The following is a 22575-nucleotide window of genomic DNA, read 5'->3' on the forward strand; positions in this document are numbered from 1 at the left end:
GGCTAGTATGTCTCTTAAGCAATCAAGCACACGATTCGGAGAGACATCATGGCGATCATTTCAAAAACAAACATCACGAAACTTCTATCTTCCGACGCAGGCATCGCAGCATTATCGTTGCGTTTGCCAGTGGGAATCATCTTATTAGCCCACGGCGCTCAAAAGCTGTTTGGTGCATTCGGCGGCTACGGGCTGGAAGGTACGGGTCAATGGATGGCGTCAATTGGGCTGGAGCCTGGGTTGCTGATGGCTTTCTTGGCCGGGTCGGCTGAGTTTTTCGGCGGACTGGCGCTGATCATCGGGTTGTTGGCAAGGCCCGCCGCCTTGGTCGCTGCGTTTACTATGGTGGTGGCCATTGTCACGGTACACCTTGAAAACGGTTTGTTTCTGAGTAACAACGGTTATGAATTTGGCTTGGCATTACTAGCCGCTGCTGTGTCTATTGTGTTTGCCGGCGCAGGCAGCCTGTCTGTGGATAACTTCATTTCTTCTCGTCTGAAAGCGTCTGCCTAAGACGATCAATCACTTTGAGACCTTTGCACGGACAGTGAAGCGATTTAGAACAAGGCAAAAATTAACGAAAAAGCGGAGTCAGTGTGCCCCTTTGGGTATTACTGGTCGTAAATGAGTATTTTGAGGAGATTTTTAACGCTGTTATTAGTCGTTGTAGCTTTCGTGCAAAAGTCTCACTTTATTAAAGGAGCTGGATCATGGGATTATTAGTGGAAGGTAAGTGGGTTGATCAGTGGTATGACACTAAATCATCCAACGGAAAGTTTGTCCGTGAAGAGAGTAAGTTTCATAGTTGGCTAACGGCGGATGGCAGTGCAGGACCAACAGGCGAAGCCGGCTTTAAAGCGGAAAAAGGGCGTTACCATTTGTATGTGTCTTTGGCTTGTCCTTGGGCGCACAGAACCTTAATTTTCCGCGCATTAAAAGGCTTGGAAGATTATATCTCTGTTACGGCGGTTAATCCGGACATGCTGGAAAACGGATGGGAGTTTAAATCTTTTCCTGATAACCAACCGAACGAACCGCTCTACGGTTTTGAATTTCATCATCAGGTGTACACCAAAGCCAAACCGGATTACACCGGCCGGGTGACCGTGCCGGTCCTATGGGACAAAAAAACGGAAACCATTGTCAGCAATGAATCTTCAGAGATCATTCGGATGTTCAATTCAGCATTCAATGATCTGACTGGAAATACGCTCGATTTTTACCCGGAAGCGCAGCGCCCGGAAATTGATCGGGTCAATGAGCGGGTGTATCACGCCATTAATAACGGGGTTTATCGTTCCGGTTTTGCGACCTCAAAAGCGGCCTACGAAGAGGCTTACGTTGAGTTGTTTGATGCGCTCGATTGGGTGGAGTCAGTGCTGGATTCGCAACGCTATCTGGCAGGGGATCAACTTACTGAAGCCGATTGGCGTTTATTCACTACCTTGATCCGTTTTGATGCGGTGTATTACAGCCATTTCAAAACCAATAAACAGCGGTTGATGGATTATCCGAACATTTCGAATTATCTGCGTGAGTTATATCAAGTAGAAGGCGTGAAAGAAACGGTAAACATGGAACATATCAAGCGTCACTATTTCTTCAGCCATCGCACGATTAACCCAACCGGTATTGTCCCTGTGGGGCCAGAGCTGGATTTCGATGCGCCGCACGACAGGGCGACTCGCTTCAAAAAGGGTCAGGCTGCATAGGATCTTTCGCTTTTTTTGAACTTATAAGTTGTCCGTTATGGCCAACTTATGGGGTCATTGTTACTTATCTTGGCCACTTCCTTCGCAAGTGGTCATATAAACATCATAAAAGATCTCTGCTCCTATCTGCGTCTTCTATCAAATCGAAAGCGGACATTGTTGTGTTCTCTGTTTTCAACGTGAGTCATTAGCTTAGGTTTTAAGGAAAGTTCTGATTTATTCAATGAGGAATTCCATAGGAAATCGTGAAAAGCCTTGGTACATTTGGTCTGAGACAAATTTTAGAAAAAGTAGATAAAGTAATGGGCAGACTGGTAGGTTCCCTCCATTAAACTATTAAGCTTCTTGGGCAGTTTATATCAGAAAAAACTATATTAGATGTGCTTGCAGTAGATGCCCATAATATCGAAAGCGATATATCCTTTTTTAAGGAATTTGGTGATTATCTTAGCAATCGTTTTGGTTGGTCTATGTCTTGCAGTCCAATTAGAGCTATAGAGTTTTAAAAGGGTAGCTGGGAAAAAGCATGGGAGTTCTTTTGGGTCTATCTCGATGAATTTAAAGCGTACCGAGAGAATGCTTAACAAGCATTGTCAATGCTCGCCCTTCGGGCTGGACCGCTAAAAGCGCTGTTTCCCATCATTGCAGCGTTCAAATGTCTGCTCTGACAGCCAAAACCAAATAACTACCAGGGCTACAGCCCAAACGAGGGGGTCTGGAAGGCGGTCGAGGCACTGAATTCCGGCGACGACGATTAATAGCACGATATAAGTAAAACATGGTTTGGGCTTCCTTGGTGGTTTACTTAGTAGACAAACCAAGTTCACCAAATCGGCCGAAAATCCCTGAACCCTCGTCTTTGCTGCTTTCCGTGGAAGTCTCTTTTTGTTTGTTTCTCATCCTTAGTTTTCTCTTAAATCCTGTCTATGCTGTCGTTATTGTTCCTTTATTTGGAGTTATACAGACATGCCATTGCCTCCCGTGCTCGAAAAGAACCAACGAGATTGGCTATTCAAAGTATCCGAAGATCAAAGCGAACAGCCTGAACGTGATTTGTGTTTGCTTGGTTTTTTTCTAGGTACACCGTGCACGACATTAGAAATAAACCGGATTCAATTAGGCGACGTTCTAGAAAAATCGGGGCGGCTTGTGAAATCTTTTGTTATTCGCGGTAGTCAGTCTTTTAACGGGTTGGATCGAAAGATATATCTATCCAGTAAGCGCCTTAAAGAATTAATACAGAGTTACTTAGGTTTTCGGGTTAAACAGAAAATCGGTCTTGGCTCCCATCCTGATTACTATCTTTCGTTGAACCCTGAAGAACCTTTATTTTTTACAAATAAGGGCGACGGATATTCCATTGTTTCTAAGGTGACGCCAGCGGGTAAAGCTACATATTCGCCAGATGCCTTAGATCGTCACTTAAAACAACTTATGCGCCGTTCTGGCGTGGAGAATCCGAGTAAATTGTCGGGGCGTCGTACCTTTGCAGTGAATTTGAAAAGGTTGGGGTATGACGTGGCTCACATACATCACTTACTTGGTAATAGGAGCCTAAAGACAACGACTAAATTATTAACGACCGATCCGGTTAACCTTAGTGCTATTGTTGCGAATGCTTTTTAATAAATATAAGTTTATATATAACATTATAGTTGACACTATTGCTTTATGGTTCTAATTTATCTGTAACAAAATCTGGAAGATGGATAAATTTATGAACGATAATGTTGTTATGGTATTTACTAGCAAGCCTCTGGAGACAATGATTAATGAGGGGGGGTCAGGATATTGGTCTGCAAATAAAAAAAGATTAGAGAAGTGCTCATATGTCATAGCTACTAAGAGCAATACATTGAGAGAGCACTTTCCTAGTAATACGGACATAAAACAAGGAGCTGCTTTCCTTGTCGGTAAGATTTCAAATATTGCGGGATCACCTACCGGTAGTCGTCTGGTTATTCAGTTTAGTGAGTATGCTGAAATTAATATTCCAGATGCTTGGACAGGTAACAGGAACCCGGTTGCTTACACAGATGTAACCAGTTTTCAAAATGAACACAAAGTGGAATTTTCAGGGCTTGAGTGGAAGGAGTTTCCAGAGGTTGACATCAAGTTAGAGTCTGAAGTTCTCCCTTTGACAATCTCTGAAGCAAAAGAAGGGCTTGCTAAAACGTTAGATATTGATCCTTCATGTATAGAAATAAAAATTAACGCATAGTTGATTCAGTTGTTAGTGAGAAGCCCCGTTAATTCGGGGCTTTTTATGCCTGCAAAACTTCCACGGAAAGGGTGGATGCGTTTTTTAGATATGCAAAAGCCAGCATAGTTGCTGGCTTTTGATCGGGTTAGGCGCACTGCAATTCGTGCATGGATGCGACCTGTAGAAAGTGAGACCGGCTTTTATACGCCGGGTTCTTGCTCACGACTTCATCTATTTGATGTAAGGTTAGATTTGGTAGGGTTACATTTACTTTCTGGGATTTGCCTAAGAATGGTTCTATATCAATCTCAACCACGGCCCAGATATAACCAGCATACTCTTTTCCATTAATTAATTGATTTGGGGCACTGGCTTTTGGAGGTAATTCTCCATCTTCCGCCAAAATCTCCAAGTGTCCGTTGATAGCCTCCTTGGCGTTTTCAAGGGCTTCTTCAAAGCTGTCGCCCGCTGAAAAACACCCAGGTATATCGGGGACGGTGACACCATACGCGGTATCTTCGTCGCCTACTTCAATCGCAACGGTGTATTTCATCTCTCTTCGCTCTCCTAGTACTGTTTACCTGTGTCTCTGTTTTGGTTTGTCAAGAGTTAAGGGGCTATTTCAGCCCCGCCTGTTTTAGCATGTTGTTCCATGTCCCAATTGGAAATTTCTTCTTAGGATGGGGAACCGTGACCAACCCTTTTTTGGTTGGGTGCTTGAAGTGATGGTGGCTGCCTTTCGTTCGAACTAGGTACCAGCCGTCAGCTTCAATCAAGGCAATCATTTCTCTTGACGTCAAATTTGGCTTCCTATGTGGTTTATCTTGAATGCATAATAACCCCAATAACTCTGTCACGCAAGAAATAATAACTCCAATAACTCTATTTATTAGAGATTAATTGGCTGGAAAAGTTCCACGGAAAGGAGGAGTGAACTCTTGGCCCCTCGCAAAACTTCCTTGGAAGGGAATGCTATTCTTAGTTCGTCATCAATTATTTTGAAGGAGGAACGTATTATGATGATTCAAGGCAAGGGAGTTGGGTGGCGGTTGTCGATCTGGTTGTTATTGTGGGCCATGTCGAATCCGACACTCGCAGTTACTAGGCCAGCAGGGGAGAAACCTCTACCTCTTCGTATAGTTCCTACCGATGTCGACAGCGGCGATGTAATTGGGCTCACTGGAAAGCTTGCGCCGTCCAGTAAGCAGACGAAGAAAATCAAATCAAGCCGCACTACCGAACCTACGGAGCAGTCTCAACCGTCAAGTAGTCAATGTAAGTCAGGTAATTTGAACGGGTTTGGAGTCGATCAATGCCAATAATTTCCAGTTAAAAACTTCCTCGGAAACGGAATTTTACTTCTGTTGAGTGTGCTAGTATCTATGGTTATCTTTAAAGGAATTATTGTGAGGCAAATAATGGATGAGCAGTCGTTTAATATTGATAATCATTGGATTGATGAAAGCCACCCTTTGGATAGGCCTTAAATAATTGTGACTTGCCTAGATTGGCTTCAGTGAGTACAGACTTAATCAGGTTTTTTTCTGTTCGGTACTTAATTTCCCTTTTTGCTAAATACATAGGGTTGCTATGACAGCCAAAGCAGAAACATTCCTCAAGTAACCCTAATGACAGCTATGGCATAGAAGCAGACCTTTCTTTCAAGTATTCGAATAGCCGCTTTGTGACGGGAGTCGCCACTGCATAGAAACAACCAGTGGGTACATTACGTACAATTCCCAGAACGTTCTATCCACCGATTGAACAGCTCTCAAATTGGACGAATTTCAACAGGCAAACTAGAGTTCGATAGATGAGTCTTTTGAATGGTAAAAGGCGAAGCGTTGAGTCGGGTGGAAGAGGACGTTTTATGTACAGGATTATGATCGTTGATGATGAGGAGCAAATTCTCAGGGCGCTGGGTCGTATTTTAAAGCGCAATGGCGAATGGGAATTTGAAACGTACAGCCGACCTGACGACGCTTTGAAACGCATCCAAACCACGCCTTTTGATTTGATATTATCCGACTATCGAATGCCTGGCATGAACGGTGTGGAGTTCCTGACCGAAGTTAAAAAATTCCAACCCGACTCCGCCCGTCTCATTTTAAGCGGCCAAGCCGATCTTGGTGGATTATTAGGCGCGATCAACGAAGCTGAAATTTTCCGGTTCATAGATAAACCCTGGGACGACTACGACCTGATTACCACCATGAAACAAGCGTTAGTGCACCGGGATATGGTGTTAACCAACCGAATGCTGGCCGATCAGGTGAGACAACAACAAGCCTCGATTGACTTACAACGCAAAGAACTGGAACGGCTGGAAGCCTCCAGTCCCGGCCTTACCAAAGTGAATTGGGGGCCTAATGGCGAAATTATTCTGGAAGAGTGATGGTTATGATTTAAAGCTTTTTTTATATAGATTTAGTAAACACATACCCCCTGACCTATCACCACCATTAACAGCAGCAAGGCAATGGTTTGCCAGAACAGGATTGGGTCTCGCTCGATGAGTGGTGGTTTGGTTTTGGCGATGAACGTTTTATTGGGGTGGTGTAGGTCGTAGACAAACTCGGACACATCCTGGTAACGCTTGATGTTGTGGGGGTGAACGGCTTTTTTGATCGCGTCATCCACCCAAGTTGGGACGATGTTGTTTCTTTCCTGAAGGGATCGGTATTGCAGTTTCCTGAGGTCTGAGGGCTTGCGCAATTTGGCCACTGAGGTACCGTAAGGTAAGTCTCCACAGAGCATTTGATAGGCAATGACTCCCAAGGAATAGATATCAGACCGATGATCGCCTGATTGAGTTATGAAGTATTCCGGGGCACTGAATTGAACTGTGCCAACCAAACCCTCATTACTGTGTGCAATTTCAGAAATACCAGCCACTTTGGTGGCACCAAAATCAATGATTTTGACCGTACCTGTGGCGTCAATCATGATGTTGTTGGGGCGTAAATCCTGGTGCACCATTTCTTGCCGATGAAACGCCTGAAGGCCCAAGGCTGTTTGTTCTATGATGTTCCGAACCTGGTCGAGTGTCGGTTTGGGGTGATCCAGCATCCACTGACGTAAAGAACAGCCGTCGATGAACTCGGTGACCGTGTACAAATAGTTTTTTCGGCGGGCAACGGGGATGGCTTTCAGCACATGGGCGTGGTTGACCCGTTGGGCGATCCAGTCTTCCATCATAAAAGATTCAAGGTACGCTTTGTTTTCACGCATCTCTGCGGAGGGGGCTTTGATGACTACCTTTTCTTGGGAGGTTTGATCGATGGCCAGGTGCACATGACTGCGACTGCTGATGTATATGTCGCGGATAATGTCGTATCCGTCAAATTGCATTCGTGTCTGCAACTGCGGAGGAAAAGGCAGCTCGTCTATCTGCTGCTGCACTTCTTCAATGTGTGGGGTTGGCAGGTTTTCTATTCGCGCTATTTGTATGGTGAGGTTGTCGTCACTGCCTGCCTCACGAGCTACATTCAGGATGTCTTCTGCCGCTGCGTTTAAGTCTTCTTTATTTTGAGCAATGGCTTGAAGAATGCTTTTGTCGCTGACAAATTCGTAGACGCCGTCCGTCATTAAAAGGAAGGTGTCTCCGGTTTCAATGGTAAGTGAGTGGTAGTCCAGGTCGAGTGTTTCATGGATGCCTAGCGCTCGGGTCAGGTAGTGTTGCCCTTCAGGCGCTTGCCGGCGGTGGTCGGTGGTCAGCTGTTCCAGACGTTGGCCTGCTTGACGATAAATCCGGCTATCACCTGTGTGAAAAATGTGGGCCTGGCTGGATTTAAAGATCAATGCGCTGAACGTGCATACGTAGCCTTTGTCTTTGTTGAATCGATCAGGGCTGCAGCGGGTTTGTGCAAACAACCAGGAGTTCGTGGCGCTCAGTACTTTCAGTGCGGAGGTTTTGACCGACCAGGCTTGGGACGTTGAAAAGTAATCTTCCAGAAAACTTTTCACCGCCGTCTCGCTGGCCACCTGACTGACATCACTGCTACTGATGCCATCGGCTAAGGCGATGGCAATGCCTTTGGTGCTAAGCAGAGGTTCTTTTGGGGTATAAGCGCCATGAAAATCCTGATTCACGGGTTTTATGCCTGCATCTGAACCTTGCCCGATGGTGACCTGAAGTGTCCTGCTCATGTTTTGTTGTCAATCCGGTTTGGCATTACCAGGATTTATAGGGTAAGAACTTACCGTTTAAGGTCAGCAGTACCCGATCGCCTTTAGGGTCTTCTATTTTGTCTACGTCCATCGAGAAGTCGATGGCGCTCATGATGCCGTCGCCAAACTTCTCCTGAATCACTTCTTTTAAGGTTTCGCCATACACTCCGACCACTTCGTACAGGCGGTAGATTAATGGGTCGGTGGGCACCGCTTGATCCCAGACTTTGGTCGGATAAACCATCAGTGCATGTGCGACGTCATCCTCTAAGCCAAGGTACTCGGTCAGGGAAAATGCGGTATCTTTTGGCGCGCTGTTCATGCCTAAACACACTGACGTTAACCAAACGTGTGAGCACCCCAGTGCCTTTCCCATTTTTTCCCAGGTCAGTTGCTTTTCGGCCTTGGCGACCATGATTTTTTCAGTCATTTCCAGTTTGTTCATAAGCGTTTTCTTCCTATTGCATTGGGCTGAGTGATCCGAGCTCAATGTTCAATTAACATGCGTACTGCAGCGTCTGGACTGCAAATGTCAGAGTAAAAAAAACCAAGGCCGAGGCCTTGGTTCTTCAGCAATTAAGCCAGTTTGCGTTCCGGGCTTGTTCTGACGTGGGTCAGATACAGAGGTAAGCCCACTAATAGGAAGCCGCCGGCTAAGTTACCCAAAGCCGTAGGAAGCTCGTTCCATAGCAGGTAGTCCATCACCGTAAAGTCTCCTCCCATGATCATGGAGAATGGGAACAGGAACATGTTCACGATGGAGTGCTCAAAGCCCATGAAGAAGAACAACATGACTGGCATCCACATCGCCAGCATTTTGCTGCTTGCAGAAGTAGAGATCATGGCACCGACAACGCCCATTGAAACCATCCAGTTACACAGCATGCCCCGAATGAAAATAGTGAGCCAACCAGCTACCCCGTGCTCTTGATAACCTAACGTTCGGGATTCTCCAATGGCCGAAACTTTGGCCGCAATGGCACCGCCATCAATGCTGTAACCGTAAGTCAGAATGAAAGACATGAAGAAGGCGGTGGTTAGTGCCCCCGCGAAGTTGCCGAGAAAGACCCAACCCCAGTTTCTTAATACCTGAGCGACGGTGACGCCGGGTCGTTTATCGATTAATGCCAAAGGGACTAAGGTAAACACACCGGTAAGCAAATCGAACTTCATTAAATAAAGCATGATGAAGCCAACGGGGAACAGCACGGCGCCAATCAATGGGGAGCCGGTTTTAATGGCAACGGTAATTGCGAAAATTGCAGCTAATCCTAAAATTGCACCTGCCATGTAAGCACGAATAAACGTGTCTTTGGTTGACATGTACACTTTGGATTCACCTGAGTCGACCATCTTGGTGACAAATTCACTTGGTTCTATATAAGCCATAATCCATTTCTCTTATAGGTCAGTTAATTTCTGCTGATGTATTTAGCAAATTAAAGGCCAATTTTTTGTTGAATTTAACCTTTTGATTTTATTGGTTAAAATTTTTTATTATGAGCTGGGTTGAGCGGTAACGCATCAAGATGGATGCTCAGGGCACTGATTGGAGGCATTTAATCATGCCCAAAACTGTGCGTGGGCCGGGCATGATTTTTGTGCGATAGACCTAATCAATAGAGCGTGTGACCAGACTCAGGCGCTGCCGATACGGCTTTTTAATCTTGCATAAACCCCCTACAATGCCGCCAGACTTATTGATATGGTTGTTCATAACATGATTTCAGCACTTGAGCCTTGGTCTTTTCAGGTTAAACCCAATCTTACGTTACGGGGCTGGCGTACCGAGTTCACTGGCAAGCCTATTCTTCACTTTTTGCATGGCAATGGCTTTTGCGGACTCACGTATGCGCCATTGTTAAAGGCACTATTAGCTGACTTTGATCTGATCATCACGGACTTACCCGGTCACGGTGACAGTGATATGGGCGGTGACTTTGTTGGCTGGAACCGTTGTGCGAGCATGGCCTTAAAGGTGGTTCATCATTTTGTGGATAACTTACCGGAAACAGAGCTGGCCGATGGTTCAAAGCAAAAAGTACCCTGTTACGCAGTTGGCCACAGCTTTGGTGGTGTCATCACCGCCTTAATGTTGGCTAAAGATCGAAATTGCTTTGATCAGGCCATCTTGCTGGACCCAGTGATTTTCCCGCCCGGAATGTTGAAGGTCATGGCCACCGCAGACTTATTCGGACTGCTTCAGCAGTTGCCGTTAGCCAAACAGGCCAGAGTAAGGACTCGGCACTGGCCAACCCGAGAAGACGCGTTCGAGTATTTTTATGAGCGAGGTACTTTCAAAGGCTGGCAAAGCGAGTGTCTGCAGGCGTATGTGGATTATGCTTTGCAAGAAGTGCAGGAGGGTGTTGGTTTAAAATGTCCTCCGAAGCGGGAGGCTGAAATTTTCTCATCTTACCCGAAACGATTATGGCCTTTATTAAAGCAGGTCAGGACTCCGACCAATATTTGGGTGGCAAAGAAAACCTTTCCGTTCATTGCCCGTTCAATGGAGCGGCTTAAAAAGCGGCCGGTGTTTGATATTGAAACGCTGGACGGCGGTCATTGCTTTATGCAGGAGCGACCGGAGGAAATTGCAGAGCGTATTCGGCAGACATTGCTGGGGTAGGTTAAAAAGGGAAGATATATCTCAGGTCTGATTCTATACTTTCTCTATAGTCATCTATCCTGGAGGGGTTCCTCATGAGTGTTGTTGCCAGAGTAGGCGAGTATTTGGATGCACAGCATATCCAATACGACGTCATTCACCACGGGTTGTCTAACAGTTCTATTGATTCCGCCAGAGCGGCAAAAATCTCGCCCATGAAGTTGGCCAAAGCCGTCATTTTAGAAGACCACGAAGGTCGTTATATGATGGCGGTACTTCCCAGCATGAATAAGATTCGGCTGCACAAGTTGGCAGATACCTTTCAGCGAGACTTCCATTTAATTTCTGAACGTCGTGTTTATAAAATGTTTGACGATTGCGAGCCTGGCGCCGTACCACCGATTGGCCGGGCTTATAATATGGAAGCCGTTTATGATGAATTACTGGAGGAGCAGAAGGATGTTTTTCTGGAAGCAGGGGATCATCAATCTCTCATTCATTTAAAACAAAGTGAATTTAAAAAGCTGGTGGCGGATTGCCAGCATGGCCGGTTCAGTGGTGAGGTGTTTCACTAACATTCGTGCGTTCTGGGTGCCTGAGTTCCGTGTGACTGAATTGTGCTTGTCTTCACCCCGATCAGAGCGTCGGGGCTGTTCTTGTTTCTGTGCCCTGCGCAAGTTTTCGTCCTTGATTGCCTGCGTTATTTCCGGATTAAGCTAATCTCATTAAACAGTGGTGTGGAACCTACGGCGGTTTCACATGCGATCACCCAGGCGCTAACCCGGAAGGCTGAATAATGATATGGAAACGATAGATATCGCTTATGTATTTCATCAGGAAAAACACAGTTCACAACGGTTTGAATTTCAAATTGATGCAGACACTCTGACCATCAGTAACCCGCCGGATAGTCCATTGCCTGAATGGGCTGCGTTAGAGTTTCATCAATGCAGTCATTGCCCACTTCGCTCAGACGCCAGCCCTTATTGCCCGGTGGCGGCCTGTTTGGTGGATGTGGTGTCCGGCCTGGATAATATAGTCTCGCATGATGAAATGGATGTGGAAGTGATCATGCCAGAACGAAATGTCAGCCGCCATACGACGGCGCAGCGGGGAATCAGTTCCATGTTAGGGTTGTTGTTTGCCACCAGCGGTTGCCCGCACACGGCGTTTTTGAAACCGATGGCGCGTTTTCATTTACCCTTTGCTTCGGAACAAGACACCATTTTCAGAGCCACCGGAATGTATTTGTTAGCGCAATACTTTCGAAAAAAAGAAGGCCATTCCACCGATTTGGAACTGGATGGCCTGACGGAGTTGTATGACAACCTGCATGTGCTGAATGCCATGATGGCGAAGCGTATTCGCAGTGCTACTACCACCGACTCCTCAGTGAATGCCGTGATTTTGCTGGATATGTTTACTAATCTTATGCCGTTTGTGATTGAAGAAAAACTGGAAGACATCCACCATTTATTTCGCTCTTATCTGATGGGTAAGTAAGGATGGATAAGTAAGTATGGATAAGCAAGAGCAGGTGTAGGCCAGTAAAAGAGCCTGCCAGTGAAAGGCTGAATGCTTTGGTTCTACCGCTTTAGTCTGAATGCGATAAGGTATGTCTGAGAATGACCGAAAAAAGTCATGTTTTACTCTGTGGTTTTTAAGAACTGAGTCACATTTTTTGCCCCGCTCTGTCTTGCCTACCCATCTGGGTAGTTCGTCCTGATTGTTTTGATTCCTAGTATCTTGGCCTCTCAAAATATAAAAACAACAGAGGACTAAATACAATGTTGGCACGATTTGTCTTAATTCTAAGCATGACGCTGCTCAGTCAGTGGAGCTTTGCTGGTTTTTTCTTTGGTTCGGATAAGCAGTCTGCATCCACCAAATACCCTATCGTAATGGTTCCGGGCGCTGCTGGGTTTGATACCGCGTTGGGCATTGATTATTGGTATGGCATCACAGGTAAACTTCGCAATAAAGGCGCAGAGGTTTACGTGACGAATCTGAGCTCGATTCAGTCGAATGAGCAGCGTTCGCAAGAATTGATTGAAGATCTGGAAAACATCCTGGCCATTACCGGCGCTGAGAAAGTGAATTTGATTGCTCACAGCCAGGGGGCGCTTGCGGCGCGTTATGCGGCCGCTGTCATGCCAGAGAGCATCGCTTCCGTTACGACGGTATTTGGAATGAACCGTGGTACACACTTCTCCAACGGGTTCCGTGATGCCATTGAAGAAGGCAGTTTCATCGAAACGATCGGCGTATTTCTGATCGATAACACCTTTAACTTTGTTGAGTTCTTGTCTGGTGTGCCACAAGACGGCAGCTACAACAGCGAACAACGTGGTCAGCAAAGCATTCTGGACTTGGCCGAAGCGACCAATCTGGAAAACGTTGCTCAGTTCAACCGAGATTATCCACAAGGCTTGCCCGCTCAGGACTGTATGGACAATCAGAATGGTACTCAGGGCGAAGTGTCCAGCGAATATTTTACCAACACCGAAGTGAATGGCGTTAAGTACTTCTCTTGGGGTGGTGTGAAAGCGCGTACTAACTGGCTAGACCCAATTGATTCGGTGTTTGTTACTGTGGTTGATTTGTTCATGCCAAAAGACATTGTCTGGGACGGCTTAGTACCAAACTGTGGTCACGGTTTAGGCGACGGCATCAAGATGAATTATCAGCACAACCATTTTGACGCGATTAACCAAACCTTGGGACTGGGTCACTTGTTTATGGACATTCCGACCTTGTATGTTCAACAGGCAAACCGTCTGAAGAATCAAGATTTGTAGGTTCTGTGGTTGAGTTCAGTGATTGAGTTCAGTGGTATAAATCCGTAGTTGAATACAGCAGCGCTTTGGAGGTTGGGGGCAAGCACTTTCACCCAATCTCCTTTCGGGCTGCTTTTTGCGTTGAAAAGGGTAGTGTATGAAGAAGTCCTCTAAAGCAATGTTGTTGACCGGAACACTGGTGGTGGGCGGGCTGGCCATGGTGAGCCAGCTGTTGAAAGGTGAAGGCGGAACCCCGGATTTGGCTGAGGAGGCGACGTCCAAGGTCATTCGTTTGACCGAATCGGATTTACGTCGGGATGACGTACCCGTTTACTTCGTGGAAAAAGACTTTAAAGCGAATACAACGGCCGGACATTGGCCCGAACAGTTGCCGCCGATGTTTCGGGGAACCGATGTATTGGGTGCTTTGACCACAGATGATCAGGGTAATCTGGTCAAAGACGCCAATGCACGACAATTGTTTGATTACTTTCTTACCGCACAAGATGATGTCGACCTGACTCAGATTCAACAGTGGTTACATCAGTACATTGATCAGCATCTTGAAGCGCCTGCGGATGAGCAAGCGTATCAGTTGCTGGGGGATTATCTTGAGTACAAAACCCAAATGAATGCTCTGTCTTTTGATCAGGACATCTGGGCACGCTTGTATGACCCGTCTCAGTTGGTGTCACAAAGTGATCTCAACAGTTTGCGTCGTGTATTTCAGGAAAGAGAACAACTTCAGCAATCGTTGTTTGATCAAACCACAGCGGAAGCCATGTTTGGCCAGGACAACCGTTACGATCAATATATGCTGGATCGCATGGCGGTGGCCGCCAGTGATCTGAGTGAGCAGGAAAAACAGCGTCAGTTGCAGTCGTTAAATGCCCGGCTTCCACCTGAAAGCCTACGTGCGCGACAATCATCTCAGGCGGCAATACAGCATAAGTCACTGACTCGCGAGATGAGTGATTTGACTGTGCATGAGAAGTATCAGGTGTATGCCCAGAATTACGGGGATGCCGCAGCAGAACGCTTGATGAAACTGGATCAGAAACGGCAGGCGTTTCAGCAAAAACGAGAGCAATATCTGGCGTTCAAAGCGGGCTTAAATGATCAGCAAGACCAAGCGATAATTGATCTTTATATGAAAGAACAGTTGTCTCTGAGCGAAGGCGAAATAGCCCGGATGAAAACTCAGGACAAAATCGACGCCCGACGAGTACAAAAGGGGTCGTAGCCCCTCTTAGGGAACCTCTGAACAAGTCCGCTCTAGTTCAGCGGGCGCTAGAAAAACGTTAGAACAAGGCGAGCTTCGTAGAGAATGTCTAGACCTTTTCAAGAAGTTCAACACATAACGTGGTTACCAGTTATAACGTTTTTAAAGCCCCGCCCTTCGGGACCTTAAGAGAAATGCCTCTTTTTTGTTGCGGCTTTTTGACGTAACCCTTCGGGTCGAACCCGTTAGCCTTCAAAACCGCGCCTCAAATAGACATTTCTCTTATAGGCCTGAGCAGAGAGGGACTTATTCAGAGGTTCCTTAGATTGATAAGGCATTAAAAACTACTTACTTGCTTTTAATGCCCTGTCCCATAGTGCTTTAAAGAAGTTTCTTTGACGAGTGGTTAATGTCGGCCACAAAATACGATTATTTTTGAAATAATCAGGGTCATTTAAATGAAATTGACTGACCTCTTCCGGCGTTAATTGGTTTTTGATGGATGCGTTTACCGGAGCGCTTCCTATGCCCCGGACGATAACGTCAATTTGAAATTGATCACTGAGTGTGAAATTAATCCACTCTTCTGCAATTTTTTTAAGCTGAGGCTTATCTGCTAATGTTTTGGTAATTGCATGACCGTCCACCCACCCGGTGGTACCTTCTTTGGGGTTGGCCATTTTCCAAACTTGACCTCGTTTGGCCAATTCAGGAAATGAAAACCCCCAGGCTGCTGCCAAAGTATTTTTTTCCAAGTCATCTGCAGTGTCGACGCCTTTCCACATATTATTCGCATTGGCGATCAGCTCAGCCAGTTTATTTTCAACGAATGGATCAGAGAGCTTCTGGGGGTTGGCGATGTTTTCTGCGCCCAGGCCCAGTGCCAGGGCCGTAATGTAGATGTTTACTTCTGAGTAATCGGAACTCAGAGTATAGCGGCCTTTGTACGAAGGGTCCCATAAGGCAGACCAGGACTCAGGGGCAGAAGCCTCGGTTGCAGTATTGTATGCCAGACCGTAAGGGCCATGCACCATAGGCACTGAGTAAACCACACCATTTTCGGTGGTGTAGTCCGCCTTTTGTAGACTGGGTAATATCTTCGAATAATTGGGTATGTTGTCCAAGTTGATAGGAAGAATTAAACCTTGAGAAATCAACTTATAACGTTCGTCTTTGATGATGTTATGACTGGGAGCGATGATATCAACGGCCTGTCTTCGAATGCCATTAAAGTACTCATCCGCTGAGGAGATATAAGTAATATTAAAATTGAGATCTTGGTTATATTTTTCGGCAATATAGGCTTTGAATTCCGTAACCTGGGCATCTGGAGCATACCCTTCCCAAGTGAGCATGTTCAGTGTAATTCCTGCCTGAGCTGGTGAGATGAACACGCAGGTAGCACAGCAATACAAGATACTATAAAACTTAGTTTTTACTGAATCGAAGTCCATAACAACACCTCAAAGTTGACCTGCCTTCAGGATAATGCTGTTTAGTATAGCCATCGATCACGCACTATTTAGATCATATGGAAGTTATCATGTGGGTTGTTCATAAATGGATGGACTAAAGCGCTGGGTCATCGCGGGCGTATTATAGTCTCAGCGTCGTTTTTTCCGGCGTTGAGATTCTCGGGTTTGGTGGTGTTTTCTTTTAATGCCTCAAGATTATTTGCCCATCGTTCGGTGAAGTGGCCTTCTCTGGGTTTGGCAAAGTCATCAATGTGCCAAATCAAGATGTGCTCGGGCAGGTTTTTGAACTTCTTATGATTCGCTTGCTTGTTAGTAATCAACAACGATGGAAAACCGCTCTCAATGGCATCGCCTTTGGTGGCTTCGGGTAATAGGGTTGCGGCAGCTAATTCTTTCAGGTCTGTGTTTTCAATGACGACTTGCATCATATTCAATTCGAGTAATTGATTATCTATGGCGACTTGCAGTTGGCGCAGTTTTTGAGCCATGAGTAAGTGATTGGCATTCAATTGGCGTTTGATGTCGGCTTTGTGGGTCTCGTTAAAGCGAGACGAGCCTGCCACTACGGCCTGCAAATCCCGGTGTAAAATGCCCAGCATGATTAAACTGTTGGCCGGATTCAGCCAGAAAAAGTGGGGGGTATTGCCCGATCGCTCGGTTAAGGCAACTCGTTCGCCGCCTGGCACATAGGCATGTGCCAGGTCGACAGGAATGATGGCGATATTTTGCAGGCGTAAATGGGGATAGATATCCAATTCAGGCCATACCGATGCAATGCCCAGCACTGCGTCCGCCTCAGGGTATTCGTTCACGGGTTGTCTGGCTAACCAGCCGGGAATCCTTTTAATGCTGTAGCGGGAGGAGGGTAAATAGATTAACTCGATGGCGGTTTTGACTATTAACTCGCGTGCCATGCTTGCTATCACAGGCACCGAAGTCGCCAGCTGAATTGTTTGTGGCTGGGGCAGTTCCTGGTTCGCGGTTGTGTTTGGTGACGTCGAGAGTGACGAGCAAGCGAACAGGGACATCATCAAGATGGTGGCGATTAAGCCTCTGATCAGGCGCATAAATGTTGTCATGATGGGCTGTCCTTAAGCTGTTTTGGCGTTGAACTGGCGGAAAAGCAAACATAAAACAAACCATCCGCAGGCAAACAGAGTGATGGCAGGGCCTGCTGATACCGGCCACTCTTCATACATGGGAATCAACACCCCAAAGACGGAGCTGGTGGTGGCAATCAGCACGGACAGCGTCAGCATTTGTTTCAGGTCGCGCGCCACCAGTCGAGCACTGGCGGCCGGAATCAGCAACAGCGCCCCGACCAGAACCGCACCAATGATTTTCACGGCAGCAACGGTAATTAACGCGATCAGGATGACGAAACCATAATCGTGAAGGCGGGTGTTGATCCGCTGGCTGTGGGCCACGTCAGGTGAGATGGCGACCAGATACGCCTGATTGCCAAACCGGACAGCAAGAAACACCACGGCCACTGAAATCACCGCCAGTAAGATCAAATCATCTACGCCGGACACCAAGATAGAGCCAAACATCACTTGTTCGATGAGGTGAGCATTGACGTGCTTCGCCACATACAGCAGTAATGCCGCCCCCAGCGCCAGTGCAAACGAGAGAAACACCCCAATTAAGGCATCATAAGGAATGGTTGAGCGGCCTTTGATCCATTGCAGCAGCAACGAAAATAAGATGGAAAAAGTAAACAGGCTGATCCACGGTGCGGTGACCGGTTCACCCAGCAGAATGCCCATGCTGACGCCCGTGAGCACACTGTGGCCGACCGCTTCGGATAAAAATGCCAGACGCTTAACGACCACCAGAGTTCCTAATAGTCCCAGCATAGGTCCAATCATCAGACTGGCGAACAGGGCATTGATCAGGAACTCGTAACTGAACATTTCGGGGAGCCAGCCATGATCGACCGCGCTTTGGAACCATTGATAGAGAGTAGTCATCATAAATACGTCAGGCGTTGAGTTCAGGCAAATTGGGTTGGATGTCTTCGAGCCGGGGTTGAATGTCTTGAGGCCGGTTTGTGAAAAAATCGGCCGGTGCGGCCTGGTGCTTGAGTTGTTGGTCGATCCAATACACTTGGTCACAGTGCTGTTCGACCAAGGCCCAGTTATGTTCAACCATGATGATGGTGCCGCCGGACTGATGATACTCGCTGAGAATGCCCAACACGTCGGCTTGGCCGGATTGATCCAGGCCGGTCATCGGTTCGTCGAGAATCAATAAATCGGGTGACTTTAATAACGCCGTCGCCAGCATCAACCGTTGGCGCTCACCGCCTGATAAATCACCGACACGTCGGTCGAGTTTTTCGGTTAAATGTACTTGTTGGATGGCGGCCTGGATTTCAGCGGGGAGTTTCCGGCTGAACCAAATCGGCTTTTTACTTAACGACATCAATAAATAATCACGCACCGAGATCGGTAAACTGGCATCAAACGGCATGGACTGGGGCAGGTAGCCTAGCTTGCATTCTGATTGTTCTGGCCAGAGAATCTGAAGCGTGCCTTGATGAGCCGTCAGCCCAAGGATGGTTTTTAACAGGGTACTTTTACCACCGCCATTCGGCCCCAGAACCGCGTGCCAGCCATGGGCGAAGAACTCGGTACTGATGTTATCGAGGAGCCGTAACTCGCCTTCGGAAACGGAGACTTCGTTGAGTTGAACGCTTGGACCTGGAATCGCGTACTTACTTAAAACGGTCTGGCTCATAATGCCTGTTCCGCAGCATAGGTCAGCGCTGTGACCAGGGTGTTCAGGTTGCTGGTCATGTCTTCAGTGACCAGTTCCGTCCGGTAATCACCGTAAGTCATATGCGAAAAGTGATACAACCTGGAATGGGTCTCGCGTTCAATGACGTCCACGTATTGGTTTTCCATGTTTAATTCTGTGAAAAGTATCTGAACGTTGACGTCCCGGATTTTGTTGATGGTATTTTGTAATTGGGAGGCGCTGGGCGACACGCCGTGGGCGGGTTCAACCACCGCCGAGATGGTCATGCCGAACTCTTGCAACAAATAGCCATAGGCATTGTGAGTGCTGGCAATGCGAACGTGACTGAGGTCTAATCCCGCGATTTTCTGTTGCGCATTTTTCTTGATGGTTCTCAGTTGCCGGGCAAAGCTGAGTGCGTTGCGTTGAAAGTAGCGTGCATTTTCGGGGTCCATTTTCGCAAGTTGTTTGGCGATGGTATACACCTGACGAATACTGGCATCGATCGATACGAAGGTATGGGGGTTGTGCTTGGTGCCTGCCGGATTACTGAGCAAAGGCACGCCCTCGTTGGCGTAAATGGTGGTCAGCGTTGGCAAATTCAATTGTCGGATCACTTCAATGGCAAATTCATCATGGCCAATGCCATTGACCACAATGGCGTCCATGGCTTTTAACCGGGCTAAGTCGGCGGGTGCCAGTTTATAGGCGTGGGGGTTGAAACCGGCTTCGATCAAAGGCGTTACCGTGGCTTTATCGCCGACAATATGCTTGACGTAACTGTAGTAAGGATGAAGTGTGATGCCGATATTCAGCTGCGCAAAAGAGGCGTTTGAGAAAGCCAACCCGACGATCAATAGGAAAGCCGTGAGTAATTTGTTATTCAATGGGCGTGTGCTCCTTCCTGGATGGCCACTTCACTTTGGGCGACGACTTCGTTTCCGGTCGGAAAATGCACCCAACTCGTTGAATCTGCGCAAGCCAGCTGGCGGGTGTTTTTAATGTCGGGCGTTATGTATCGCCAGTGGATGCCATAAATGCTGTTTGCTGCTTCGCCGAAGTTTTTCAGTCGGATTTGTATTGGCTGTTTCGGGCCTTTGGTTGTCGTTAAGAAACACCCGGCCTGTTCTTCTTGCCAGGCTAGGGTTGCTGATTCCATAGGGCTGGTATCAGCGAAGGGGGCAATGCCCATCTCAATCAGATCCGGTAGGCTGGGTTGTATGCCTTCCAGCGATTGCAGCATTTGAATTTCTTCCACTGCAATGCTCAATTCGGTAACGATTTGGCGAACTTCTTTTGGCAAAGCCGGAGTTCTTGGCGCTTCTGCGGGTTGCCTGATCCAGAGCAGCAATGCCGCCAGAACGAGAACCCCCACCGATAAGCTAAGTACGACCTTATCTTCTGTTTTACCGTTCCAGGGGGTTATTGTTTCAACCGATGTTTCAACAGACGTTTCAACCGAGAGCGCCGCTTGTGGTGAGGAGGGGTGATTACTCATGGAACAGACCTTGCTCAGTTGACTTCTTCATCAGAAATTTCAATAACATGCCCTGGACCGGCGTCCATGATGATAAAGAAAACCCCTTCCGGCCGGTCAAACTGAAACTTGGCTGTGGCATCGGTATGGCCGGATACTAGGGTTTCATCGTCTTCGGAAAACACCTCCATCACCACGTTGGGGGCTTTGGTGCCATCGGAAAAGCCTGCATCACAAAATACTTGCTCCGTAGCGGATTGTTCGTTTTCCGTGAACTCGCAATTGAGCAGAGGGTAGTGAGCGCGTGCCTGTAAGCTGACGGCTGTCAGTACCATCAAAAGGATGTAACGCATCAGAGGGTCTCCTTTATTTCAATCGTGGTCGATGCTTCGGCGGTGGTTGGTTGATTGTTGAGCCTCAGGTCAATGGTTTGCTTGCCGTCGGGCATGAGTGGCCAGGAGGCTTGATAAAAGTTGCCGTACCAGTCTTCAATGGTGACCCACAGCTTGGCGTTGTCTTTGATCGTTTTTGGCATAATAGTGTTTGAATGCTGATTGCCCAGTTGACCGTGAACGACCGCACCCGGTGCGCGCATGGTTCTTGGCTTACGGGCTTTAACATGCATGAATTTGATGGCCTTCGGGTTGCCGCCATGAATGAACACATTCATATTGGTTTGTCTGCCCGGACGAATCGGTGGTAAATCTTTTTCGAGCAAACCGGCGGTGGCGTTCAGTGATATTGTCCATTCACCCACCTGTTGTTCGGCGTATCGGAAACCTGAACCGGATGCGCCTTCGCGCTGCAAAGTGAAGGCAATACTGATTCCGATGCAAGTGACGGTAATAAACGCCCAGTTCAGATATTTAAAGCCGGACATAGGGCCGCCCCAAGGGCGGAAAATGAACCAGGACTTTTTAAAGAAACGTTTCGTGGGCTGTTCTGGCAACAGCTTGTTGGTGGCAGAACGTGTTCTTTGGTAATAAATGATCATGCCGGAAACCGACAACACCGTCATGCCCAGACCAAAGATAAACCAGACCAACTTGACCGCCAGGTCGCTTGCCCCTTCATTGCCCCAGGTGCCGTAATGCAGAGGCACCATCGCATAATCGAAGCGTTGTAAGGCCGTGATGTCTTCCACCAAACGGTCACCAATGATTTCGCCGGTGTAAGGGTGAACGTAGTAACTGCTGTCCATGGCGCTGGTCAGTATTTCGCCTTTGGTGCCCATGACCCGGTAAGCCTGCCCGTTATGCTCAGGTGGCCTTAATACTCCAATGGTAAAGTCAGGGTCATGCGTTTTCACGGAACGAATGATTTCCGCAGAAGACAGTTTGTTCGGAATACCCGACCCCAGTTTGTCGAGATCCTGGTGCGTCAGTTGAGGCTCAATGAATCGGGTAGGTAATACCTGCGGCGCTACTTTATAAAACACAAGTGGGTTGTGATAAAACCACCAGGTGCCGGTAACGCCCATGATTAATACGAACCAAAGGCTCCAAAGCCCCAGGAATTTATGTAAGTCGCCAAGGAAGATCCGGGGTTTGGCGTTCCATCTTGGCAGGGTGAAAAATTCGCGCCAAAAACGTCGGTAACTGATGAGGCCTGAAATTAAACCAATGAGACACAACACCCCAAAGACATTGACCAACGCCCGGCCGATGACCGGCATATACAACCGGGTGTGCAGAATCGAGAAAAAGGTACCGACCGTCAGGAAGTCCGTTTGGCCTGTGATTTCGCCGGTGTAGGGGTCAATCCAGACTTTCTGGAATCCGCCTTCGGGGCTGCTGACTTGCGCCATCGCGGCCATATGGGGGCGTTGGTTGGCCGTGGTCAGAAATGAAATGCCTGCGTTCGGGAAGGCCGCATCCAGCCGATCCATAAGTTCGCCTTCATTCAGGCGCTCCGCCTGTGGTGTCACCCGCATTTCATCGTAAATCAGCCAGTCGAGCTCTTCATTAATAACCGCAATCGTGCCGGTGGCCAATACGATGGTAAACAGCAAAGAAAGCTTCAGGCCGATGAAACTGTGGACAAGATACGCAGCTCGGTGCGCGGTCAATTTTTTCTTTTTCTTGCGACGGGCTTTGGTGGCCGAAGGTGCGGTGGTTTGGTTATCTGGTAAAGCACCCTCTGGTAACGCGTCCGGATCAAAACTGCTGTCTATTTCTGCACTCACAAGGGTT

23 protein-coding genes are annotated in these 22575 nt (G+C 47.5%); 10 read left to right on the top strand and 13 right to left on the bottom strand.

Annotation, left to right across the window (positions count from 1 at the left end):
• Nucleotides 1-48: 48 nt before the first annotated feature.
• The 4 genes from ABD744_RS10665 to ABD744_RS10680 all read left to right on the top strand — a co-directional run bounded on the left by ABD744_RS10665 (nt 49) and on the right by ABD744_RS10680 (nt 3933).
• Nucleotides 49-513 (top strand): DoxX family protein, encoded by a 465-nt coding sequence (locus ABD744_RS10665; protein ID WP_344798321.1) that lies wholly within the window; start codon nt 49-51, stop codon nt 511-513.
• A 197-nt stretch (nt 514-710) separates the two neighbouring features.
• Entirely contained in the window at nt 711-1712 is a 1002-nt protein-coding gene (locus ABD744_RS10670) for a glutathione S-transferase family protein (protein WP_344798323.1), read from the top strand.
• A gap of 966 nt (nt 1713-2678) precedes the next feature.
• Nucleotides 2679-3338 (top strand): tyrosine-type recombinase/integrase, encoded by a 660-nt coding sequence (locus ABD744_RS10675; protein WP_344798325.1) that lies wholly within the window; start codon nt 2679-2681, stop codon nt 3336-3338.
• A gap of 91 nt (nt 3339-3429) precedes the next feature.
• The gene (locus tag ABD744_RS10680) at nt 3430-3933 is read left to right on the top strand and encodes a hypothetical protein (protein WP_344798327.1); all 504 of its coding nucleotides are present in this window, start codon (nt 3430-3432) and stop codon (nt 3931-3933) included.
• A 127-nt stretch (nt 3934-4060) separates the two neighbouring features.
• Here ABD744_RS10680 and ABD744_RS10685 read toward each other — a convergent pair whose 3' ends face one another.
• A complete protein-coding gene (locus ABD744_RS10685; RefSeq protein WP_344798329.1) occupies nt 4061-4468 on the bottom strand; it encodes a type II toxin-antitoxin system HicB family antitoxin in 408 nt (135 codons plus the stop codon).
• Nucleotides 4469-4532: 64 nt separating this feature from the next.
• Complete coding sequence (locus tag ABD744_RS10690; protein WP_344798331.1) at nt 4533-4715, bottom strand: type II toxin-antitoxin system HicA family toxin; 183 nt, start codon at nt 4713-4715, stop codon at nt 4533-4535.
• A gap of 1070 nt (nt 4716-5785) precedes the next feature.
• Between ABD744_RS10690 and ABD744_RS10695 the strand changes: the two genes are divergently transcribed.
• Entirely contained in the window at nt 5786-6310 is a 525-nt protein-coding gene (locus tag ABD744_RS10695; RefSeq protein ID WP_344798333.1) for a response regulator, read from the top strand.
• Nucleotides 6311-6342: 32 nt separating this feature from the next.
• Here the strand turns inward: ABD744_RS10695 and ABD744_RS10700 are convergent, their stop codons facing one another.
• The 3 genes from ABD744_RS10700 to ABD744_RS10710 all read right to left on the bottom strand — a co-directional run bounded on the left by ABD744_RS10700 (nt 6343) and on the right by ABD744_RS10710 (nt 9474).
• Nucleotides 6343-8064: a bifunctional protein-serine/threonine kinase/phosphatase gene (locus ABD744_RS10700; protein ID WP_344798335.1), complete on the bottom strand. Its 1722-nt coding sequence runs from the start codon at nt 8062-8064 to the stop codon at nt 6343-6345.
• A gap of 25 nt (nt 8065-8089) precedes the next feature.
• Nucleotides 8090-8530 (bottom strand): cyanase, encoded by a 441-nt coding sequence (cynS, locus tag ABD744_RS10705; RefSeq protein WP_344798337.1) that lies wholly within the window; start codon nt 8528-8530, stop codon nt 8090-8092.
• Between the two features lie 131 nt (nt 8531-8661).
• Nucleotides 8662-9474, bottom strand: coding sequence for a formate/nitrite transporter family protein (locus ABD744_RS10710; protein ID WP_344798339.1), 813 nt, complete (start codon nt 9472-9474; stop codon nt 8662-8664).
• A 331-nt stretch (nt 9475-9805) separates the two neighbouring features.
• Between ABD744_RS10710 and ABD744_RS10715 the strand changes: the two genes are divergently transcribed.
• The 5 genes from ABD744_RS10715 (at nt 9806) to ABD744_RS10735 (ending at nt 14710) form a co-directional block, all read left to right on the top strand.
• On the top strand, nt 9806-10711 hold the full coding sequence (locus ABD744_RS10715) for an alpha/beta fold hydrolase (RefSeq protein WP_344798341.1): 906 nt from the start codon (nt 9806-9808) through the stop codon (nt 10709-10711).
• A 74-nt stretch (nt 10712-10785) separates the two neighbouring features.
• Nucleotides 10786-11265, top strand: a complete 480-nt coding sequence (locus ABD744_RS10720; protein WP_344798343.1) for an aminoacyl-tRNA deacylase — start codon at nt 10786-10788, stop codon at nt 11263-11265.
• Between the two features lie 226 nt (nt 11266-11491).
• Nucleotides 11492-12193 carry a DUF6901 family protein gene (locus ABD744_RS10725; protein ID WP_344798345.1) on the top strand — a complete coding sequence of 234 codons (702 nt, stop codon included), beginning with the start codon at nt 11492-11494 and terminating at the stop codon, nt 12191-12193.
• 284 nt (nt 12194-12477) lie between these two features.
• Nucleotides 12478-13488 carry an esterase/lipase family protein gene (locus ABD744_RS10730; protein ID WP_344798347.1) on the top strand — a complete coding sequence of 337 codons (1011 nt, stop codon included), beginning with the start codon at nt 12478-12480 and terminating at the stop codon, nt 13486-13488.
• A gap of 136 nt (nt 13489-13624) precedes the next feature.
• Entirely contained in the window at nt 13625-14710 is a 1086-nt protein-coding gene (locus ABD744_RS10735; protein WP_344798349.1) for a lipase secretion chaperone, read from the top strand.
• Between the two features lie 323 nt (nt 14711-15033).
• On the opposite strand, the gene ABD744_RS10740 is transcribed toward ABD744_RS10735, so the two are convergent.
• From ABD744_RS10740 to ABD744_RS10775, 8 genes are all read right to left on the bottom strand, one after another.
• Nucleotides 15034-16143: an ABC transporter substrate-binding protein gene (locus tag ABD744_RS10740; RefSeq protein WP_344798351.1), complete on the bottom strand. Its 1110-nt coding sequence runs from the start codon at nt 16141-16143 to the stop codon at nt 15034-15036.
• A gap of 128 nt (nt 16144-16271) precedes the next feature.
• Nucleotides 16272-17243: a TroA family protein gene (locus ABD744_RS10745; protein ID WP_344798353.1), complete on the bottom strand. Its 972-nt coding sequence runs from the start codon at nt 17241-17243 to the stop codon at nt 16272-16274.
• Between the two features lie 12 nt (nt 17244-17255).
• A complete protein-coding gene (locus tag ABD744_RS10750) occupies nt 17256-18140 on the bottom strand; it encodes a metal ABC transporter permease (protein WP_344798354.1) in 885 nt (294 codons plus the stop codon).
• 7 nt (nt 18141-18147) lie between these two features.
• The gene (locus tag ABD744_RS10755) at nt 18148-18906 is read right to left on the bottom strand and encodes a metal ABC transporter ATP-binding protein (RefSeq protein ID WP_344798356.1); all 759 of its coding nucleotides are present in this window, start codon (nt 18904-18906) and stop codon (nt 18148-18150) included.
• On the bottom strand, nt 18903-19793 hold the full coding sequence (locus ABD744_RS10760; protein ID WP_344798358.1) for a metal ABC transporter solute-binding protein, Zn/Mn family: 891 nt from the start codon (nt 19791-19793) through the stop codon (nt 18903-18905). Before ABD744_RS10760 ends, ABD744_RS10755 begins: the two co-directional genes overlap by 4 nt.
• A complete protein-coding gene (locus tag ABD744_RS10765) occupies nt 19790-20404 on the bottom strand; it encodes a DUF6162 family protein (protein ID WP_344798360.1) in 615 nt (204 codons plus the stop codon). The genes ABD744_RS10760 and ABD744_RS10765 overlap by 4 nt, the downstream gene beginning before the upstream one ends.
• A 14-nt stretch (nt 20405-20418) precedes the next feature.
• Complete coding sequence (locus ABD744_RS10770; protein ID WP_344798362.1) at nt 20419-20736, bottom strand: hypothetical protein; 318 nt, start codon at nt 20734-20736, stop codon at nt 20419-20421.
• Nucleotides 20736-22568: a PepSY-associated TM helix domain-containing protein gene (locus ABD744_RS10775; RefSeq protein WP_344798364.1), complete on the bottom strand. Its 1833-nt coding sequence runs from the start codon at nt 22566-22568 to the stop codon at nt 20736-20738. Before ABD744_RS10775 ends, ABD744_RS10770 begins: the two co-directional genes overlap by 1 nt.
• Nucleotides 22569-22575 lie beyond the last annotated feature (7 nt).

Origin of the sequence: Litoribacillus peritrichatus (assembly GCF_039537985.1) — a bacterium.
Classification (GTDB): Bacteria; Pseudomonadota; Gammaproteobacteria; order Pseudomonadales; family Litoribrevibacteraceae; genus Litoribacillus; species Litoribacillus peritrichatus.

Excerpts from the sequence above, each read along its gene's own strand:
- ABD744_RS10665 (WP_344798321.1), top strand. The coding sequence starts at position 49 with ATGGCGATCATTTCAAAAACAAACATCACGAAACTTCTATCTTCCGAC.
- ABD744_RS10670 (WP_344798323.1), top strand. The coding sequence starts at position 711 with ATGGGATTATTAGTGGAAGGTAAGTGGGTTGATCAGTGGTATGACACT.
- ABD744_RS10675 (WP_344798325.1), top strand. The coding sequence starts at position 2,679 with ATGCCATTGCCTCCCGTGCTCGAAAAGAACCAACGAGATTGGCTATTC.
- ABD744_RS10680 (WP_344798327.1), top strand. The coding sequence starts at position 3,430 with ATGAACGATAATGTTGTTATGGTATTTACTAGCAAGCCTCTGGAGACA.
- ABD744_RS10685 (WP_344798329.1), bottom strand. The coding sequence starts at position 4,468 with ATGAAATACACCGTTGCGATTGAAGTAGGCGACGAAGATACCGCGTAT.
- ABD744_RS10695 (WP_344798333.1), top strand. The coding sequence starts at position 5,786 with ATGTACAGGATTATGATCGTTGATGATGAGGAGCAAATTCTCAGGGCG.
- ABD744_RS10700 (WP_344798335.1), bottom strand. The coding sequence starts at position 8,064 with ATGAGCAGGACACTTCAGGTCACCATCGGGCAAGGTTCAGATGCAGGC.
- cynS (WP_344798337.1), bottom strand. The coding sequence starts at position 8,530 with ATGAACAAACTGGAAATGACTGAAAAAATCATGGTCGCCAAGGCCGAA.
- ABD744_RS10710 (WP_344798339.1), bottom strand. The coding sequence starts at position 9,474 with ATGGCTTATATAGAACCAAGTGAATTTGTCACCAAGATGGTCGACTCA.
- ABD744_RS10715 (WP_344798341.1), top strand. The coding sequence starts at position 9,806 with ATGATTTCAGCACTTGAGCCTTGGTCTTTTCAGGTTAAACCCAATCTT.
- ABD744_RS10720 (WP_344798343.1), top strand. The coding sequence starts at position 10,786 with ATGAGTGTTGTTGCCAGAGTAGGCGAGTATTTGGATGCACAGCATATC.
- ABD744_RS10725 (WP_344798345.1), top strand. The coding sequence starts at position 11,492 with ATGGAAACGATAGATATCGCTTATGTATTTCATCAGGAAAAACACAGT.
- ABD744_RS10730 (WP_344798347.1), top strand. The coding sequence starts at position 12,478 with ATGTTGGCACGATTTGTCTTAATTCTAAGCATGACGCTGCTCAGTCAG.
- ABD744_RS10735 (WP_344798349.1), top strand. The coding sequence starts at position 13,625 with ATGAAGAAGTCCTCTAAAGCAATGTTGTTGACCGGAACACTGGTGGTG.
- ABD744_RS10740 (WP_344798351.1), bottom strand. The coding sequence starts at position 16,143 with ATGGACTTCGATTCAGTAAAAACTAAGTTTTATAGTATCTTGTATTGC.
- ABD744_RS10745 (WP_344798353.1), bottom strand. The coding sequence starts at position 17,243 with ATGACAACATTTATGCGCCTGATCAGAGGCTTAATCGCCACCATCTTG.
- ABD744_RS10750 (WP_344798354.1), bottom strand. The coding sequence starts at position 18,140 with ATGATGACTACTCTCTATCAATGGTTCCAAAGCGCGGTCGATCATGGC.
- ABD744_RS10755 (WP_344798356.1), bottom strand. The coding sequence starts at position 18,906 with ATGAGCCAGACCGTTTTAAGTAAGTACGCGATTCCAGGTCCAAGCGTT.
- ABD744_RS10765 (WP_344798360.1), bottom strand. The coding sequence starts at position 20,404 with ATGAGTAATCACCCCTCCTCACCACAAGCGGCGCTCTCGGTTGAAACG.
- ABD744_RS10770 (WP_344798362.1), bottom strand. The coding sequence starts at position 20,736 with ATGCGTTACATCCTTTTGATGGTACTGACAGCCGTCAGCTTACAGGCA.